This is a genomic window from Streptomyces sp. NPDC046465, assembly GCF_040646035.1.
Classification (GTDB): domain Bacteria; phylum Actinomycetota; class Actinomycetes; order Streptomycetales; family Streptomycetaceae; genus Streptomyces.
This window is the reverse complement of the sequence record NZ_JBEYZK010000010.1, coordinates 111,851-127,062: the sequence shown is the minus strand read 5'-3', so window position 1 is coordinate 127,062 and position 15,212 is coordinate 111,851. Positions and strand designations below refer to the sequence as shown.

The window sequence follows — 15,212 nt, the reverse complement described above, 5'->3', positions numbered from 1 at the left end:
TCGTCCATAGTCCGGGGGGATGTGCCGGTTTCGGAGGCCCGGCGGCCCACGCTCGTGGCGCGGGCCGCCGGGAACACCCGGCCGGAGGGTGTCTCACACGTTCGGGGGCGCCCCCTCGATCGGGCGTCCGAGCACGCCGGGACGCTGCTGGCGCGGCAGAGGACCGCTCGGCGGGCGGTAGTCGACGCCCAGTGCGTCAAGTCGCGGGTAGTGCGCGGCCATTCGGCGCTCGAACTCCGCGAAGTCCCGCTCGGCCGGTGCGGGCAGCTTCCGCCACGCCACCTCGCAGAACGCGGCGAGACGCGGGAACACCTGGTAGTCGACGCGTTCCTGGTGCTCCATCACCTCGGTCCAGACGTTGGCCTGGGTGCCGAGGACGTGGGCCGCCTCGTCCTCTGTGAGCTCGGCGGGGATGGGCTCGAAGCGGTAGACGTCCTCCAGGGTGCGGATGAAGCCGATGGGCATCGGCTCGTCGGGGCCGCCGTGCTGCCGGTGGTCGAAGTACACCTGCTGCTCGGGGCACATGACGACGTCGTGGCCGGATTTGGCCGCGGCGACACCGCCCCGGTAGCCGCGCCAGGACGCCACGGTCGCGCCTTCGGCGAGGCCGCCCTCCAGGATCTCGTCCCAGCCGATGAGCCGGCGGCCGCGGGCGGTGAGCCAGCTGTCGAAGTGCCGGATGAACCAGCTCTGCAGGCCGTCCTCGCCGTCGACGCCCAGTTCCTTGATGCGGGCCTGCGCGGTGGCCGACGCCTTCCACTGGTCCTTGGGGCACTCGTCGCCGCCCACGTGGATGAAGGTGGAGGGGAAGAGGTCGATGATCTCCTCGAAGACCCCTTCGTAGAAGCGGAGTACGTCCTCCGTCGGGGCGAGGACGTTCGGGCTGACGCCCCAGGTGTCCCAGACGGTGAGCGCCTCGGTGTCGATGACGTCGGCGTTGCCGAGGTGCGGGTACGCGCTGATGGCGGCCTGCGAGTGGCCCGGCAGGTCGATCTCCGGGACGACGGCGATATGCAGGGAGTCGGCGTACGCGACGATCTCGCGGATGTCGTCCTGCGTGTAGTGACCGCCGTGCGGGCGCTCCTCCCAGAGGGGCGAGGCGCGGTGGCCCCACTTGGAGCGGGCCCGCCACGAGCCGACCTCGGTGAGCTTCGGGTGGCGCTTGATCTCCACGCGCCAGCCCTGGTCGTCGGTGAGGTGGAAGTGGAAGACGTTGAGCTTGTGCGCGGCGAGCAGGTCGAGGTAGCGCAGGACGCCGTCCTTCGGCATGAAGTGCCGTGACACGTCGAGCATCATGCCGCGCCAGCCGAAGCGGGGGGCGTCCTCGATGACGCCCGCGGGGACGGTGTGCTCGGCGCCGGGCCGCAGCTGCGAGCGGCGGTACGCGTCGGGGCCGAGGAGCTGGCGCAGCGTCTGAGCACCCCAGAAGACACCGGCGCTCGCACCGCCCCGGATCTCGACGCGGTCGCTGTCGATGGTGAGCCGGTATGCCTCCGGCTCCAGGGAGTCGTCGACGCGCAGGGAGAGGGAGTTGGCCGCGCCCTCGGTGCCGCCGGGGAGCGGCAGGCCGAGCGCGGGGCCGAGCGCGGCGCGCAGCCACCGTTCGGTGGACTCGGTGCCGGGACCGCCGTGGAGGGTGGTGGAGGCGTCGATGACGAAGGAGGAGCTCTGCGTGGCCTCGGCGCGTGCGGGCGCCGGGATGAGGTGCTCAAAGGTCATGAAACCGTAGGCTGTCACGCGATTGCACAACGCAAAAGGGGCGTTGCGGCAGGCGCAACGCCCCTCGGGCGAAGAGGTCTCGCAGGAGACCGAAAGGCCCCCACAGGGGACCGAAAGGGATTACTTGTTGCCGCCCTTGCCGTCCTTGCCGCCCTTGTCCTTGTCGCCTCCGGCGCTCATGGACTCGTAGATCTCCTTGCACATGGGACAGACGGGGTACTTCTTCGGATCGCGGCCGGGGACCCACACCTTGCCGCAGAGCGCGACGACGGGCGTGCCGTCGAGCGCGCTCGCCATGATCTTGTCCTTCTGGACGTAGTGCGCATAGCGCTCGTGGTCGCCGTCACCGTGCGACACCTGCGGCGTCGGCTCTACGAGGGTCCCCGTACCTGCCCCGCGCTCGGGCTCGGGCTCTAGAGTGCTCATAAGCGCCAAGGGTACTCACGCGCGCCGCGCCCCGGCAGCGGCAGGCTCACGACGGCCGGGACCGCGCCCGCCCCACCTGCCTCGCCCGCCCCGTCCGCCCCGCGTGGCGCACAGGTGCAGCACGAGCCCCGCCCCCGCCACCGCGGCCGCCGCCCACGGCAGATCGCGCGGCGCGAGCCCCGCGGAGAGGGCGAGCCCGGCCACCGCGGAGCCGACCGCGCTGCCGAGATAGAGCGCGGAGTTGTTGAGCGCGAGGGCGACCGTGCCGCGCTCGGCGCGCAGGGCCAGGAGGCGGTGCTGCTGCGGGACTTGGAGCGCCCAGCCCGCGGCGCCCCACAGGACGAGCGCGGGGAAGGCGGCGGCGCCGAGCAGCGGGAGCGCGCCGATGGCGAGGGCCAGGGCCGCCATGAGCCCGCCGACCAGGGCGACCGCCTTGCCCGTACGGTCCACGAGCGGGCCCGCGAGGACGCTCCCGATGACTCCGCCGATGCCCCAGGCCCAGAGGTAGGGGGCGATGTCGCCCTCCCCCACGCCGCCCGCCGATTCGAGGACCGGCGCGAGGTACGTGTACAGGCCGAGGCTCGCGATGGCGCCGAGGAAGGAGACGCCGACGACGGGGAGGACACCCCGGTCGGTGAGCGCGGCGAGCCTGGCCCGCGCGGGCACCGGCGGGTCGGCGGGCACGGTCGGCAGCCACACGGCGAGCCCCGCGAGGGCGAGCGCCCCGAGCCCGGTCACGCCCCACATCGTGGCGCGCCACCCGGCGCGCTCGGCGAGCAGCACACCGATCGGCACCCCGAGCACCGTGCCCGAGCTCATGCCGCCCATCACCAGGGCGAGCGCGCGGCCGCGCCGCTCCCGGGGCACGAGGGCGGCGGCGGCCGCGGTGGACAGCGCGGAGTAGACGCCCGCACCCGCGCCCGCGACGGCCCGGGACAGGAGCAGCACCGCGAGGCCGGGCGCGAGCGCGGTCAGGGCGTTGCCGAGGGTGAAGACACCGAGCGCGCCGATGATGAGTGCGCGGGGGCGTACGCCTGAGGCCATCCCCGCGACGAGGGGCGCGCTCACCGCGTAGGCGAGGGTGAAGACGGTGACCATCTGCCCCGCGAGGGACACGGTCGTCCCCAGATCCTCGGCCACGACCGGCAGCAGTCCGGCCATCACATAGGCATCGAGCCCCAATGTGAAAGCCCCCAACATCAGCAGCCACACCTTGCGCACGCCACTCAGCTCCCTCGTCCGTTCCGTCTGGAGAAGGAAACGTAGGGAGCCTCCGCATCCCGGGGGAAATGCCCCCGGCGCCCATTTATGCTGAGGCGGCATGGATCAAGAACGCGCCCCGGCGGACCACGAATACGCCCCGCAAGGCGCCCCGGCACCGCTCCTCGACGCCGTCGAGCTGCGCCACCTACGGGGATTCGCCGCCGTCGCCGACGAGCTGAGCTTCACGCACGCCGCCGACCGGCTCCGCATCGGCCAGCCCGCGCTCACCCGGACCGTGCGCGCCCTGGAGGAGGCCGTCGGCACCCGGCTCCTGGAGCGCACCACGCGCCGCGTCACCCTCACGGAGGCGGGCCACCGGCTGCGCGACGACCTCGCCCCGCTCCTCACCCGCCTCGACGCCGCCCTGCGCGCGACCCGCGCCGAGCCGCCCCTGCTCCGGCTCGGCTTCACCTCCGTACTGCCCGAGGCCTGCGTCGGCCTCACCGCCGCCTTCAAGGCGGCGACCGGTGCGGGCGTGCGTCTCGTGCGGCGCGACGCGCCCCTGGCCGGGCTCGCGTCGGGCGCGTGCGACGTCGCGGTCGTCCGGGGCGACCCGCCGTCCGGCGCCGCGGCCCGCACCCGGCTGCTGCTGCACGAGCCGCGCATCGCGGTCGTCGCGCGCGGCGCCGCGGAGCTCGCGGGCCGCCGCGTCGTGGACTGGTCGGAGCTCGCGGAGTTCCCCCTGGTCGTGAACACCGTCACCGGCACGACCCGCCCCGACCTGTGGCCCGCCGCCCGCCGCCCCCGCCTCGCCTGCACCGCCGACAACTTCGACGAGTGGCTGGAGGCGGTCGCGGCGGGGCACGGGATCGGCGTGGCCCCCGAGCCGGTGGCCCGCAGGCACTCCCACCCCGCCCTGCGCCACGTACGCCTGAAGAACGCCCCGCCCGTCGCCGTGCACCTGGCCGTCCCCGCGCGGGACGCCCATCCGCTGGCCGAGCGGTACCTCCGGGAGGCCGATCAGTTCAGCGCCGATCAGTTCAGCGACGCGTCGTCCGGATAGGTGGCGACCATCGCGAGATCGCTGCGCTGGCGCCTGAGCACCGCGCGCCACAGCCGCTCGGGGTCCGGGGACGAGACGTCGCCGGGCTCGGACTCGACCACGTACCAGGCGCCGTCCACCAGCTCGTCCTCCAGCTGGCCCGGTCCCCAGCCCGAATAGCCCGCGAAGATCCGCAGGGAGCCGAGGGCCGCGGCGAGGAGCTCCGGCGGGGCTTCCAGGTCGACGAGTCCGATCGCGCCGTGCACGCGCCGGAATCCGACGGGGTCCTCACCTCTCGCGCGCGAGAGGGCGCCCTGCGCGGCTTTCTCGTCGCCGGGGATCACCGCGATCCCGAGCGCCGAGTCCAGCGAGACGGGTCCGCCCTGGAAGACGACGCCCGGCGCGCCCGCCAGGTCTCCCCAGCCCTCCAGGATGTCGGCCACCTCCACCGGGGTCGGGCGGTTCAGGACCACGCCGAGCGAGCCCTCCTCGTCGTGGTCGAGGAGCAGCACCACCGCGCGGTCGAAGTTGGGGTCCGCCAGGGCCGGTGTGGCCACGAGCAGCCGCCCTGTGAGCGAGGACACCTCGGTCATGGTGCACATGATCCCGCATCTTTGCCCTGCGCGGGGAGCCAATACGCATACCGGAGTGAATGCGGCTCGGATGCAGCTCAGGGGCCGAAGGGGCAGGTCGAGCGCCCGGAAAGGGCAGTGACCCGGAGTGCCCGGTTCCGCACGGTTCGTATTGTCGCGAACTCCTGACCCGTTGTGCACGCCCTTGGCCTTACGGAAGGGGGGTACACGGCCATTACGCTTGGCCCTTTGGTCCCCCTGTCCATCCAATCGGAACGCGAGATTCATGACCGTCACCGGCACCGAAGACGTACTGCTTGTCCATGGCGGAACCCCGCTGGAGGGCGAGATCCGTGTCCGCGGCGCGAAGAACCTCGTGCCAAAGGCCATGGTCGCCGCGCTGCTCGGCAGCGCTCCGAGCCGGCTGCGCAATGTCCCCGACATCCGGGACGTCCGCGTCGTACGCGGCCTGCTGCAGCTGCACGGCGTGACGGTCCGCCCCGGTGAGGAGCCGGGCGAGCTCATCATGGACCCGTCGCACGTCGAGAGCGCGAATGTCGCCGACATCGACGCCCACGCGGGCTCGTCGCGCATTCCGATCCTCTTCTGCGGCCCCCTGCTGCACCGGCTCGGCCACGCCTTCATCCCCGGTCTCGGCGGCTGCGACATCGGCGGCCGGCCGATCGACTTCCACTTCGAGGTGCTCCGCCAGTTCGGCGCGACCATCGAGAAGCGCGAGGGCGGCCAGTACCTGGAGGCCCCGCAGCGGCTCCGCGGCACGAAGATCAAGCTCCCGTACCCCTCCGTCGGCGCCACCGAGCAGGTGCTGCTCACCGCCGTCCTCGCGGAGGGTGTGACCGAGCTCTCGAACGCCGCGGTCGAGCCGGAGATCGAGGACCTGATCTGCGTCCTGCAGAAAATGGGCGCGATCATCGCCATGGACACCGACAGGACCATAAGGGTCACCGGTGTCGACAGCCTCGGCGGCTACACCCACCACGCCCTCTCGGACCGCCTGGAGGCCGCCTCGTGGGCTTCCGCGGCCCTGGCGACCGAAGGCAACGTCTACGTCCGCGGCGCCCAGCAGCGCTCGATGATGACGTTCCTGAACACCTACCGGAAGGTGGGCGGTGCCTTCGAGATCGACGACGAGGGCATCCGCTTCTGGCACCCGGGCGGCTCGCTCAACGCGATCGCCCTGGAGACGGACGTGCACCCCGGTTTCCAGACGGACTGGCAGCAGCCGCTCGTCGTGGCCCTGACGCAGGCCGCGGGCCTCTCCATCGTCCACGAGACGGTCTACGAGTCGCGCCTCGGCTTCACCTCCGCGCTCAACCAGATGGGCGCGCACATCCAGCTCTACCGCGAGTGCCTCGGCGGCTCCGACTGCCGCTTCGGCCAGCGCAACTTCCTGCACTCGGCGGTCGTCAGCGGCCCCACGAAGCTGCAGGGCGCCGATCTGGTCATCCCCGACCTCCGCGGCGGCTTCTCGTACCTCATCGCGGCCCTCGCGGCGCAGGGCACGTCCCGCGTCCACGGCATCGACCTGATCAACCGCGGCTACGAGAACTTCATGGAGAAGCTCCAGGAGCTCGGCGCGAAGGTCGAACTCCCGGGCAAGGCGGCGCTCGGCTAGGGAGAGAAAGCCCGACACACGAAGAGGGGCGGCCACCCAACCGGGTGACCGCCCCTCTTCGGCTGCTCGGGGCTACTTGCCCTTCGCCGCTTCCTTCAGCTTGGAACCAGCCGAAACCTTGACGCTGTAACCGGCCGGGATGTTGATCGGCTCACCGGTCTGCGGGTTGCGGGCGGTGCGAGCGGCACGGTGGGTGCGCTCGAAGGTCAGGAAGCCGGGGATGGTGACCTTCTCGTCGCCCTTGGCAACGATCTCGCCGACGGTCTCGGCGAACGCGGCCAGCACGGCGTCGGCGTCCTTGCGGGTCACCTCTGCGCGGTCGGCCAGCGCGGCCACCAGCTCACTGCGGTTCATGTTTGTACTCCCGTGTTCTTTTGCCGTTGAGGCGTGCCACGCGGCAGGGCCGCATGATGGGCACAGCGAAGACGATGCTGCCAGGGTCCTCGGACAGTCCCCGGACCCGGGTCTGACGTCAGACCCTCGCGCCCGATTACGCATCCTGCCCCCACCTGCGGCGGGAAAGCCAATCCGGCGCCCTGGGGGGTCACACGAAAAGCTTCCGCCGCCCCTGAATGGCGGGGGCCGGGGGGCTTGCTGCCAAGCCACCCTAGAGGGGCCTTTCCGGCCCGGGTTCTGCGACGCGCCGTGGGCGTCAGGCCGTGGCACCCGTCACAGCGGCTCCCGCGGCCTTCGCGGCGGTGCGCACGGCACCGGCCACGGCGCCCGCGACCTTGTCGTTGAAGACGCTGGGGATGATGTAGTTCCGGTTCAGCTCGTCCTCGGCCACGACGTCCGCGAGGGCGCCCGCGGCGGCCAGCATCATCTCGGTGTTGACCGTGCGCGACTGGGCGTCCAGGAGGCCGCGGAAGACGCCGGGGAAGACCAGGACGTTGTTGATCTGGTTCGGGAAGTCCGAGCGTCCGGTGGCCACAACTGCCGCCGTCTGGCGAGCGATTGCCGGGTCGACCTCGGGGTCCGGGTTCGCGAGCGCGAACACGATGGCACCTTCGGCCATGGCCGCGACGTCGTCGCCGTTGAGCACGTTCGGGGCCGACACGCCGATGAAGACGTCGGCGCCGACGACGGCCTCCTTGAGGGTGCCGGTGAGGCCCTCGGGGTTGGTGTTGTCGGCGATCCAGCGCAGCGGCGAGTCCGCCTCGTGGGAGACCAGGTCCTCGCGGTCGGCGTGCACGACACCGTGGATGTCGGCCACGACGGCGTTCTTGACGCCGGCGGCGAGCAGCAGCTTGAGGATGGCCGTGCCGGCCGCGCCCGCGCCCGACATGACGACGCGCACGTCACCGATGTTCTTGCTGACCACGCGCAGGGCGTTGGTCAGCGCGGCGAGGACGACGATGGCCGTGCCGTGCTGGTCGTCGTGGAAGACCGGGATGTCGAGGGCCTCGCGCAGCCGGGCCTCGATCTCGAAGCAGCGGGGCGCCGAGATGTCCTCCAGGTTGATGCCCGCGAAGCCGGGGGCGATGGCCTTGACGATCTCGACGATGGCGTCGGTGTCCTGGGTGTCCAGGCAGAGCGGCCAGGCGTCGATGCCCGCGAAGCGCTTGAAGAGGGCCGCCTTGCCCTCCATGACGGGCAGCGCGGCCTTCGGGCCGATGTTGCCGAGACCGAGCACGGCCGACCCGTCCGTTACGACCGCAACGGAATTACGCTTGATCGTGAGGCGGCGCGCGTCCTCGGGGTTCTCGGCGATCGCCATGCAGACCCGGGCGACGCCCGGGGTGTAGATCATGGAGAGGTCGTCACGGTTCCTGATGGGGTGCTTGGACGCCATCTCGATCTTGCCGCCGAGGTGCATCAGGAACGTACGGTCGGAGACCTTGCCGAGGGTGACGCCCTCGATCGTGCGCAGCTGCTCGACGATCTCGTCGGCGTGCGTGGTGGAGGACGCCGCGATCGTCACGTCGATCCGCAGCATCTCGTGGCCGGAGGCCGTCACGTCGAGGCCGGTGACCGAGCCCCCGGATGCCTCGACGGCCGTGGTGAGCTGGGAGACCGCGGTTCCGCTCGCGGGCACCTCCAGTCGGACCGTCATCGAGTAGGAGACGCTGGGCGCCGTTGCCATGGCCGACTTCCTCTGCTTTCACCTTGTAGCTCTTGCCGTCCGATGGTCGCACCTACCGCCGAGTACGTGGTAGCCGCCCCGGATTGAGAACGTTTTGTTCACCGGCCAGTGCGCTGCATTTTTGGAAACTGGTTTCCACCATACGAGAAGTTGAACGAAACAGAAAGAGGCCCACGTCACTCGGTGACGTGGGCCTCTCTCGTACGTTAGTGACACCGACCCGCCATGCTCGCCTCGCGGCAAGTGGTCGCTCGTAGCGACGAAGGTTGGGCCCGGGGGCTTGGATCGGGCCGGTGCCACATCCAAGGTAACAAACGATCCCCGTAAGGCAATTCCCGTCCCGCGAAGCCGCTCAGGTCAATCTCGCGGCGGCTCCGCGACCGGGCCACGGAGCCGCTCCCCCGACCGGCCCGGATCAGTCCCGGAGCAGATCCGCGACCCCGTCCGCGTCCGGCTCGTCCCGCTCCCCCGACAGGACCGTGAGCTGCTGCGTCGCCCGCGTCAGCGCCACGTACAGGACGCGCAGGCCCGCCGGGGACTCGTCGGCGATCTCCGCGGGCGAGACGACGAGCGTCGCGTCGTACTCCAGACCCTTGGCCTCCAGACTGCCGAGCGCCACGACCCTCCCACCGAGCCCCGCGAGCCAGCGGGCCGCCTGCTCGCGCCGGTTCATGGCCACGACGACGCCGACCGTGCCGTCGACCCGCTCCAGGAGCCGGGCCGCCTCCTCCCGCACCGACGCGGCGAGATCCCCGTCCCGTACGGCACAGAAGCGCGGCCGCACGCCGGTCGAACGCACGGCCGACGGGGACTCGGAGCCCGGCATGGCCAGCGCGAGGACCCGGGCGGCGACCTCCGCGATCTCGGCCGGGTTGCGGTAGTTGACGGTGAGCGTGAAGCGGCGGCGCGGGCGGCTGCCGAGCGCCTCGTCGCGGGCCTCGGCCGCCTCGTCCGGATCCGACCAGGACGACTGGGCCGGGTCGCCGACGACCGTCCAGGTGGCGTGCCGACCGCGGCGGCCCACCATCCGCCACTGCATGGGGGTGAGGTCCTGCGCCTCGTCGACGATGACGTGGGCGTACTCGGTGCGCTCCGCCGCGAGGCGCTCGGCGCGCTCGCGCTGGGACTCCTCGCGCTGCGGCATCAGCTCTTCGAGGCCGGTGAGCAGGTCGAGCGGGTCGAGCTCGCGCTTCTTCCTCGGCCGGTGCGGGGTGCCGAGGATCGCCTGCAGCTCGTCGAGGAGCGCCACGTCGTGCACGGACAGGGCGTCGCGCTTGAGGGAGCGGGCGACCTTGCGGACCTCGCCGGGGTTCAGGACGCGGCGGGCCCAGCGGCCGAGGCGCCGCTCGTCGCCCATCGCGGCGAGCACCCCGCGCGGGGTGAGCTCCGGCCACCAGGCATCGAGGAAGTGGATGAAGTCGTCCTCGGACGAGACGTCCTCGTCGAAGGAGGAGCGGAGCTCGGCGGCGAGCTCGGGGTCCGTGTGGCGGCCCGCCGAGCCCGACTGGGACCACAGGGCGTCCAGGAGGAGCTTGCGGGCGCGCGGGCGCAGGAGGTTGACGGGGGCGGTGCCGCCGAGGGCGTTGCGGCGGATGCGGTTCAGGTGGCCCGCGTCGAGTTCGAGGCGGCGCCCGAAGGCGACGACGCGGAGGCGGGTGGGGGCTCCGTGAGCCTGCCCCGTAACGGTTCCGGTGCCTCCCTCGTCACCCTCATCGCCCGCGTCGTCCCCGTCGCCCGCGTCGCCGAAGGAGAGCTGGCCCTCCGGCTGTCGCGAACGCTCCCGCGGGGCAGGCCCCGACCAGCCCTCCAGCGCGCCCCGCGCCGCCTTCCGCAGCACGTGCAGCATCCGGGACGAACCCTTGACGCGGGCCACCGCCGGGGAGTCGTAGACATCGGCCTCCACCCCGTCGACCAGCGAGCCGACCGCGCGGATCGCGACCTGGCCCTCCTCGCCGAGGGACGGGAGCACGCCCTCCGTGTAGGCGACCAGGAGCGGGGTCGGGGAGACGATGAGGATGCCGCCCGCGTACCGGCGGCGGTCCTGGTAGAGCAGGTACGCGGCGCGGTGCAGGGCCACCGCCGTCTTGCCGGTGCCGGGGCCGCCCTCCACGTACGTCACCGACGCGGCGGGCGCCCGGATCACCATGTCCTGCTCGGCCTGGATCGACGCCACGATGTCCCGCATCGAGTGGCTGCGGGCCTGGCCGAGCGCGGCCATCAGGGCGCCGTCGCCGATCACCGGGAGCTCCTCGCCGTCGAGGCGGGCGGTGAGCTCCGGGCGCATCAGGTCGTCCTCGACGCCGAGGACCGTACGGCCCTTGGAGCGGATGACGCGGCGGCGCACGACACGGCCCGGGTCGACGGGGGTCGAGCGGTAGAAGGGCGCGGCGGCGGGCGCGCGCCAGTCGATGACCAGCGGGGAGTAGTCCGCGTCGAGGACGCCGATACGGCCGATGTGCAGCGTCTCGGCGATGTCCGCGTGCTTGCCGCTCTCGTCCTCCCGGACGGCGCCGTCGGCGGGCTCCACGGCCGTGTAGGCGCCGTCGGGGCCCTTCTTGCCGTCCTTGCCCTGGAGCAGGTCGATACGGCCGAAGAGGAAGTCCTCGAACTCGTTGTTGAGCCGGTTGAGATGAACACCCGCCCGGAAGACCTGCGCGTCGCGCTCGGCGAGCGCACCCGGCGTACCGACCTGGGAGCGCTTGGCGGCGTCGTTCATCAGGAACTCGGCCTCGTGGATCTTCTCTTCGAGGCGCCGGTAGACCTGGTCGAGATGGTCCTGTTCGACGCTGATCTCGTGGTCGCGTGTGCCTGACGGCATTACTGCGTTGACGTCGGCCACCGAGGCCCCTTTCGCACCGTGCTGCTGCCCGTACGAGCAGCCGTCCACCTTAGGCGAAAGGGGCCCCTCCTGTGCACTTGTCGTGCGCTACACATCCACCTCGACCAGGCGCTTGCCGTCGAAAGTGGTCACCTCGAAGTGGTCGATGTCGTTGCGGTCCATGGCGGCGCCCCCGTGGACGTACAGCGGGCTGCGTGCCCATTTGTTCGGACTGTCCTTGATGCCGTACCCCCACTCGGGCACCGACCAGCTGGTGACCGTCTCCTTCTCGCCGTCCTTGCCGACCGCGATCAGCGAGCACTTGAGCGGCCCTTTGACGTTCTTCAGCTCCAGGACGGTGTGCGTGCCCCACGCCTTCTCCTCCGTGCCGACCGTGGCGCTGACCTTGGTCGACGGGTCCGTGGCGCGCGACTTCCGCGACATGTGGTGGAAGAAGGCGTCCTCGGCGGGGCTGGTGGGGTGCGGGTCGGCCACCGCGTCCTTCGAGCCGCCGCCGCCGTCGCCGGTCAGCGCGAGAACGGTGAGCGGGCCGCCGACGATCAGTACGGCCGCCGCGGCGACCAGGTAGAGGCCGCGCCTGCGCCGGTGCTCGCGGTGGCCCGCGACCTCGTCGGCGAGGCGTTCGGCGAGGCGGGGGCTCGGCCGGGTGCCGAGCTGCTCGGCGGGCGCCGGTACGCCGGGCGAACCCGCCGCGAGCGCCGCCAGCATCGGCTCCATGCCGGAGAACTCCTCCAACTGCTGTCGGCAGCCGCCGCACCCGGCGAGGTGCTCCTCGAACCGCGTGGCGTCCGCCTGGTCCAGGATCCCGAGGGCGTAGGCACCGGCGCTCTCGTGGAGTTCGTCGTCCCTGCGCGCGTCGTGGTGGCCGTAGGACCCGGTCATGTCGTCACCCCCCGCTCCTCGAGCGCCAGCTTCATCGAGCGAAGTGCGTAGAACACCCGTGAACGCACCGTCCCGCTGGGTATACCCAGCGTCTGGGCCGCCTCATTGACCGTACGCCCTTTGAAATAGGTTTCGACAAGTACCTCCCGGTGCGCGGGAGTCAGGTCCTCCAGTGCGTCCGAGAGAGTCATCAGCCACAGCGCCCTGTCGATCTCGTCCTCCGCGGGAATGACCTCCAGTGGCGACGGGTCGACCTCCTGCGGCCGGGCCTGCCGGCTGCGGTGACCGTCGATGACGATGCGCCGGGCGACCGTCACCAGCCAGGGGCGTACCGAACCGGTCGCCCGGTTGAGCTGACCGGCGTTCTTCCAGGCACGGATGAGCGTCTCCTGCACGACGTCCTCGGCGCGCTGCCGGTCCCCCGCCACCAGCCGGAGCACATACGCGAGGAGGGGCCCCGCGTGCTCTCGGTAGAGGGCGCGCATCAGCTCCTCGTCCGGGCCCGGGGGCCGGCCGAGGCGATGCCGGTGCGGCTGTGGGCGCTCATCGGCCACGGCGGAATCCTTGCGCACGCGCACCTCCGGTGTCCGCGCTTTGGCGCGGTCGGGCGGGTCTCACGTCGGAGGTACGTACGGGGGGCGGCGGGCGTTCAACATCCGCGTACGTTCTTGCCCGTGAGCTCACCCGTGTCTTTGAGCTCACCCGTGTCTTTGAGCTCACCCGCCCCACCTGTCCCGCTGCGTCGCCCGGGGCCCCGCTCACGTACGGGCGAGCGCGGCCCTTCGGCGGTGTCTGGCCACCCGTTCGCGGTTGCCGCACACCTCGCTGGAGCACCAGCGGCGACGGCGGCCGCGGGAGGTGTCGAGGTAGACGAGGGGGCAGTTGTCGCCCTCGCACTGGCGGAGCAGCGCGCGGGCCACCGGGTCGGTGAGCAGGTCGACGGCGTCCCGCGCGACGGCGGCCACGAGCCCCGCGCAGCCGGGGTCGCCGCGCAGCACGCGGACCAGGGTGCCGTCGGGGGCGCGCACGGCGCAGGGGGCCGGGGGCGCGGCGGCCGCCAGCGCGTTGACGCGGTCGAGCGCTGCGGCGGTGACGGCGGGCCTGTGCTCGATCTCGCCCTGCACCAACTGGGCGGTGTGGCCCCGCAGTTCACGGAAGGCCGCGAGCCACTGCGGTCCCGCGCCGGGCAGCGGGGCGCCCGGCGGGACGAGACCGGCGCCCGCGAGCCAGGCGCGCAGTCTCTCCACGGAGTAGAGCCGTTCCATGGGGTGGTTCGTCGCCACGAGGTCCAGGCAGCTCCGCCCGGAGTCGAATCGCAGCTCGTACGGGGCCGGGGCCGTGCCCAACGCCATGCGTCTGTCACCGCCTTGGGGGTCACCGGTGAGGGAATGCCGTTGCGTACCCCTACAGTGCCCTTCCCCGGGCAGGTCCGGAACCCGGCGTACCAGGTTGCCCCGGAAAGCCGCGTGCCCGCCGTACCCCTTCGCGCTCATTCCGCGTCGGTGTCGGCGTCCGTGTCCGTGTCCGTTTCCGTGCCCGTGTACTTCGACCCGGTGGCCGGGTCGATCGCGAGCCGGTAGCCCCGCTTGACGACCGTCTGGATCAGCTTCGGCTCCCCGAGCGCCGCGCGCAGCCGGGCCATCGCGGACTCCACCGCGTGCTCGTCGCGCCCCGCGCCGGGCAGCGCGCGCAGCAGTTCGGCGCGGGCCACCACCCAGCCGGGGCGCCGGGCGAGGGCACGCAGCAGCGCCATGCCCGCGGGCGGTACGGGGCGCAGCTCGTCGTCGACCAGGACGGCGTGCCCGCGGATCTCGACGCGGCGCCCACCGATGGGCAACGCCCGCGCCCGGCCAGGCAGTTCCCTGCACAGCACCTGTACGAGCGGGCCGAGCCGGAAGCGTTCGGGCTGCACGGTGTCCACGCCGAGGGACTGCAGCGGCAGCGCGGTGACGGGCCCCACGCAGGCGACGAGCACGTCGTGGCGCAGGGCGGCGAGGAGCTCGGCCGTCATGCCCCGCTCCTCGGCGCGGGCGAGCAGCGACGCGGCGGCGGGCGCGCTGGTGAACGTGAGCGCGTCGAGTCCGCGCCCGACGGCCGCGTCGAGAAGCCGGTCCACGGGGGTGAGGTCCTCCGGCGGCAGCCATCGGTAGACGGGCACGAGGACGACCTCCGCGCCTCCGGCCCGCAGCGCCTCGACGAAGCCGGGCAGCGGCTCCCCGTGCAGTTGCAGGGCGACACGCCGCCCCGCGACGCCCTCGCCGAGCAGCCGGTCGAGAACCTCCGCCATGGACTCGGACGACGGCGACCAGTCCTCGGTGAGCCCCGCGGCGCGCACGGCGCCCTTCACCTTCGGCCCGCGGGCGAGCAGTTCGACGCCGCGCAGACAGCGGATCAGCGCCTCCCCGCACCCCCAGCCGTCGGCGGCCTCGACCCAGCCGCGGAACCCGATGGCGGTGGTGGCGATGACGACGTCCGGCGCGTGGTCGATCAACTCCTTGGTGGCGGTGAGGAGTTCACTGTCGTCAGCGAGCTGAACGATGCGGAGCGCGGGGGCGTGCAGCACGGTGGCGCCGCGCCGCGTGAGCAGCGTGCCGAGCTCGTCGGCGCGCCGGGCGGCGGTCACGCCTACGGTGAAACCGGCGAGGGGGGAGTGGGGGGTGGGGGTGGCGTGCGCTGAGGTGTCGGCGTCGTGCGCTGAGGTGTCGGCGTCGATGTCGTGCATATATCTGTCTCGTCTCGTCCCGCTCGTGACTCTCGTTCCGCTCGTGGCTCGTGGGCGGCGGACGACCGAGCCTGTCAACGGCGCGTGA

General features: G+C 72.3%; 13 protein-coding genes. 2 read left to right on the top strand and 11 right to left on the bottom strand.

Going from position 1 to position 15,212, the window contains the following annotated elements; translation table 11 throughout:
* Window positions 1-93: 93 nt before the first annotated feature.
* The 3 genes from ABZ953_RS17310 to ABZ953_RS17300 form a co-directional block, all read right to left on the bottom strand.
* Window positions 94-1,719 carry a beta-N-acetylhexosaminidase gene (locus ABZ953_RS17310; RefSeq protein ID WP_361723840.1) on the bottom strand — a complete coding sequence of 542 codons (1,626 nt, stop codon included), beginning with the start codon at window positions 1,717-1,719 and terminating at the stop codon, window positions 94-96.
* A 120-nt stretch (window positions 1,720-1,839) separates the two neighbouring features.
* Window positions 1,840-2,145 carry a DUF3039 domain-containing protein gene (locus ABZ953_RS17305; RefSeq protein WP_361723837.1) on the bottom strand — a complete coding sequence of 102 codons (306 nt, stop codon included), beginning with the start codon at window positions 2,143-2,145 and terminating at the stop codon, window positions 1,840-1,842.
* A gap of 15 nt (window positions 2,146-2,160) precedes the next feature.
* A complete protein-coding gene (locus ABZ953_RS17300) occupies window positions 2,161-3,366 on the bottom strand; it encodes an MFS transporter (protein ID WP_361723834.1) in 1,206 nt (401 codons plus the stop codon).
* 100 nt (window positions 3,367-3,466) lie between these two features.
* Between ABZ953_RS17300 and ABZ953_RS17295 the strand changes: the two genes are divergently transcribed.
* Window positions 3,467-4,411 (top strand): LysR family transcriptional regulator, encoded by a 945-nt coding sequence (locus tag ABZ953_RS17295; RefSeq protein ID WP_361723831.1) that lies wholly within the window; start codon window positions 3,467-3,469, stop codon window positions 4,409-4,411.
* Here the strand turns inward: ABZ953_RS17295 and ABZ953_RS17290 are convergent.
* Window positions 4,384-4,992, bottom strand: coding sequence for a YqgE/AlgH family protein (locus ABZ953_RS17290; RefSeq protein ID WP_361723828.1), 609 nt, complete (start codon window positions 4,990-4,992; stop codon window positions 4,384-4,386). The genes ABZ953_RS17295 and ABZ953_RS17290 overlap by 28 nt on opposite strands.
* A gap of 256 nt (window positions 4,993-5,248) precedes the next feature.
* On the opposite strand from ABZ953_RS17290, the gene murA reads away from it, so the two are divergent.
* Complete coding sequence (murA, locus tag ABZ953_RS17285) at window positions 5,249-6,598, top strand: UDP-N-acetylglucosamine 1-carboxyvinyltransferase (protein ID WP_361723825.1); 1,350 nt, start codon at window positions 5,249-5,251, stop codon at window positions 6,596-6,598.
* A gap of 72 nt (window positions 6,599-6,670) precedes the next feature.
* Here murA and ABZ953_RS17280 read toward each other — a convergent pair whose 3' ends face one another.
* The 7 genes from ABZ953_RS17280 to ABZ953_RS17250 form a co-directional block, all read right to left on the bottom strand.
* On the bottom strand, window positions 6,671-6,952 hold the full coding sequence (locus ABZ953_RS17280) for an HU family DNA-binding protein (RefSeq protein ID WP_016645140.1): 282 nt from the start codon (window positions 6,950-6,952) through the stop codon (window positions 6,671-6,673).
* Between the two features lie 298 nt (window positions 6,953-7,250).
* A complete protein-coding gene (locus ABZ953_RS17275; protein ID WP_361723822.1) occupies window positions 7,251-8,681 on the bottom strand; it encodes an NAD-dependent malic enzyme in 1,431 nt (476 codons plus the stop codon).
* A 415-nt stretch (window positions 8,682-9,096) separates the two neighbouring features.
* Window positions 9,097-11,499 (bottom strand): UvrD-helicase domain-containing protein, encoded by a 2,403-nt coding sequence (locus ABZ953_RS17270; RefSeq protein WP_361723819.1) that lies wholly within the window; start codon window positions 11,497-11,499, stop codon window positions 9,097-9,099.
* Window positions 11,500-11,607: 108 nt separating this feature from the next.
* On the bottom strand, window positions 11,608-12,402 hold the full coding sequence (locus ABZ953_RS17265) for a zf-HC2 domain-containing protein (RefSeq protein WP_361723817.1): 795 nt from the start codon (window positions 12,400-12,402) through the stop codon (window positions 11,608-11,610).
* The gene (locus tag ABZ953_RS17260; protein ID WP_361723814.1) at window positions 12,399-12,980 is read right to left on the bottom strand and encodes a sigma-70 family RNA polymerase sigma factor; all 582 of its coding nucleotides are present in this window, start codon (window positions 12,978-12,980) and stop codon (window positions 12,399-12,401) included. Before ABZ953_RS17260 ends, ABZ953_RS17265 begins: the two co-directional genes overlap by 4 nt.
* A 180-nt stretch (window positions 12,981-13,160) precedes the next feature.
* Window positions 13,161-13,754: a CGNR zinc finger domain-containing protein gene (locus tag ABZ953_RS17255; protein ID WP_361723811.1), complete on the bottom strand. Its 594-nt coding sequence runs from the start codon at window positions 13,752-13,754 to the stop codon at window positions 13,161-13,163.
* Window positions 13,755-13,891: 137 nt separating this feature from the next.
* Complete coding sequence (locus tag ABZ953_RS17250; RefSeq protein ID WP_361723808.1) at window positions 13,892-15,124, bottom strand: uroporphyrinogen-III synthase; 1,233 nt, start codon at window positions 15,122-15,124, stop codon at window positions 13,892-13,894.
* Between the last annotated feature and the right edge of the window lie 88 nt (window positions 15,125-15,212).

What these genes read in the sequence shown, in the direction of transcription:
- ABZ953_RS17310 (WP_361723840.1), bottom strand. Translation starts at nt 1,719, where the DNA reads ATGACCTTTGAGCACCTCATCCCGGCGCCCGCACGCGCCGAGGCCACG.
- ABZ953_RS17305 (WP_361723837.1), bottom strand. Translation starts at nt 2,145, where the DNA reads ATGAGCACTCTAGAGCCCGAGCCCGAGCGCGGGGCAGGTACGGGGACC.
- ABZ953_RS17295 (WP_361723831.1), top strand. Translation starts at nt 3,467, where the DNA reads ATGGATCAAGAACGCGCCCCGGCGGACCACGAATACGCCCCGCAAGGC.
- ABZ953_RS17290 (WP_361723828.1), bottom strand. Translation starts at nt 4,992, where the DNA reads ATGTGCACCATGACCGAGGTGTCCTCGCTCACAGGGCGGCTGCTCGTG.
- murA (WP_361723825.1), top strand. Translation starts at nt 5,249, where the DNA reads ATGACCGTCACCGGCACCGAAGACGTACTGCTTGTCCATGGCGGAACC.
- ABZ953_RS17280 (WP_016645140.1), bottom strand. Translation starts at nt 6,952, where the DNA reads ATGAACCGCAGTGAGCTGGTGGCCGCGCTGGCCGACCGCGCAGAGGTG.
- ABZ953_RS17275 (WP_361723822.1), bottom strand. Translation starts at nt 8,681, where the DNA reads ATGGCAACGGCGCCCAGCGTCTCCTACTCGATGACGGTCCGACTGGAG.
- ABZ953_RS17270 (WP_361723819.1), bottom strand. Translation starts at nt 11,499, where the DNA reads ATGCCGTCAGGCACACGCGACCACGAGATCAGCGTCGAACAGGACCAT.
- ABZ953_RS17265 (WP_361723817.1), bottom strand. Translation starts at nt 12,402, where the DNA reads ATGACCGGGTCCTACGGCCACCACGACGCGCGCAGGGACGACGAACTC.
- ABZ953_RS17255 (WP_361723811.1), bottom strand. Translation starts at nt 13,754, where the DNA reads ATGGCGTTGGGCACGGCCCCGGCCCCGTACGAGCTGCGATTCGACTCC.
- ABZ953_RS17250 (WP_361723808.1), bottom strand. Translation starts at nt 15,124, where the DNA reads ATGCACGACATCGACGCCGACACCTCAGCGCACGACGCCGACACCTCA.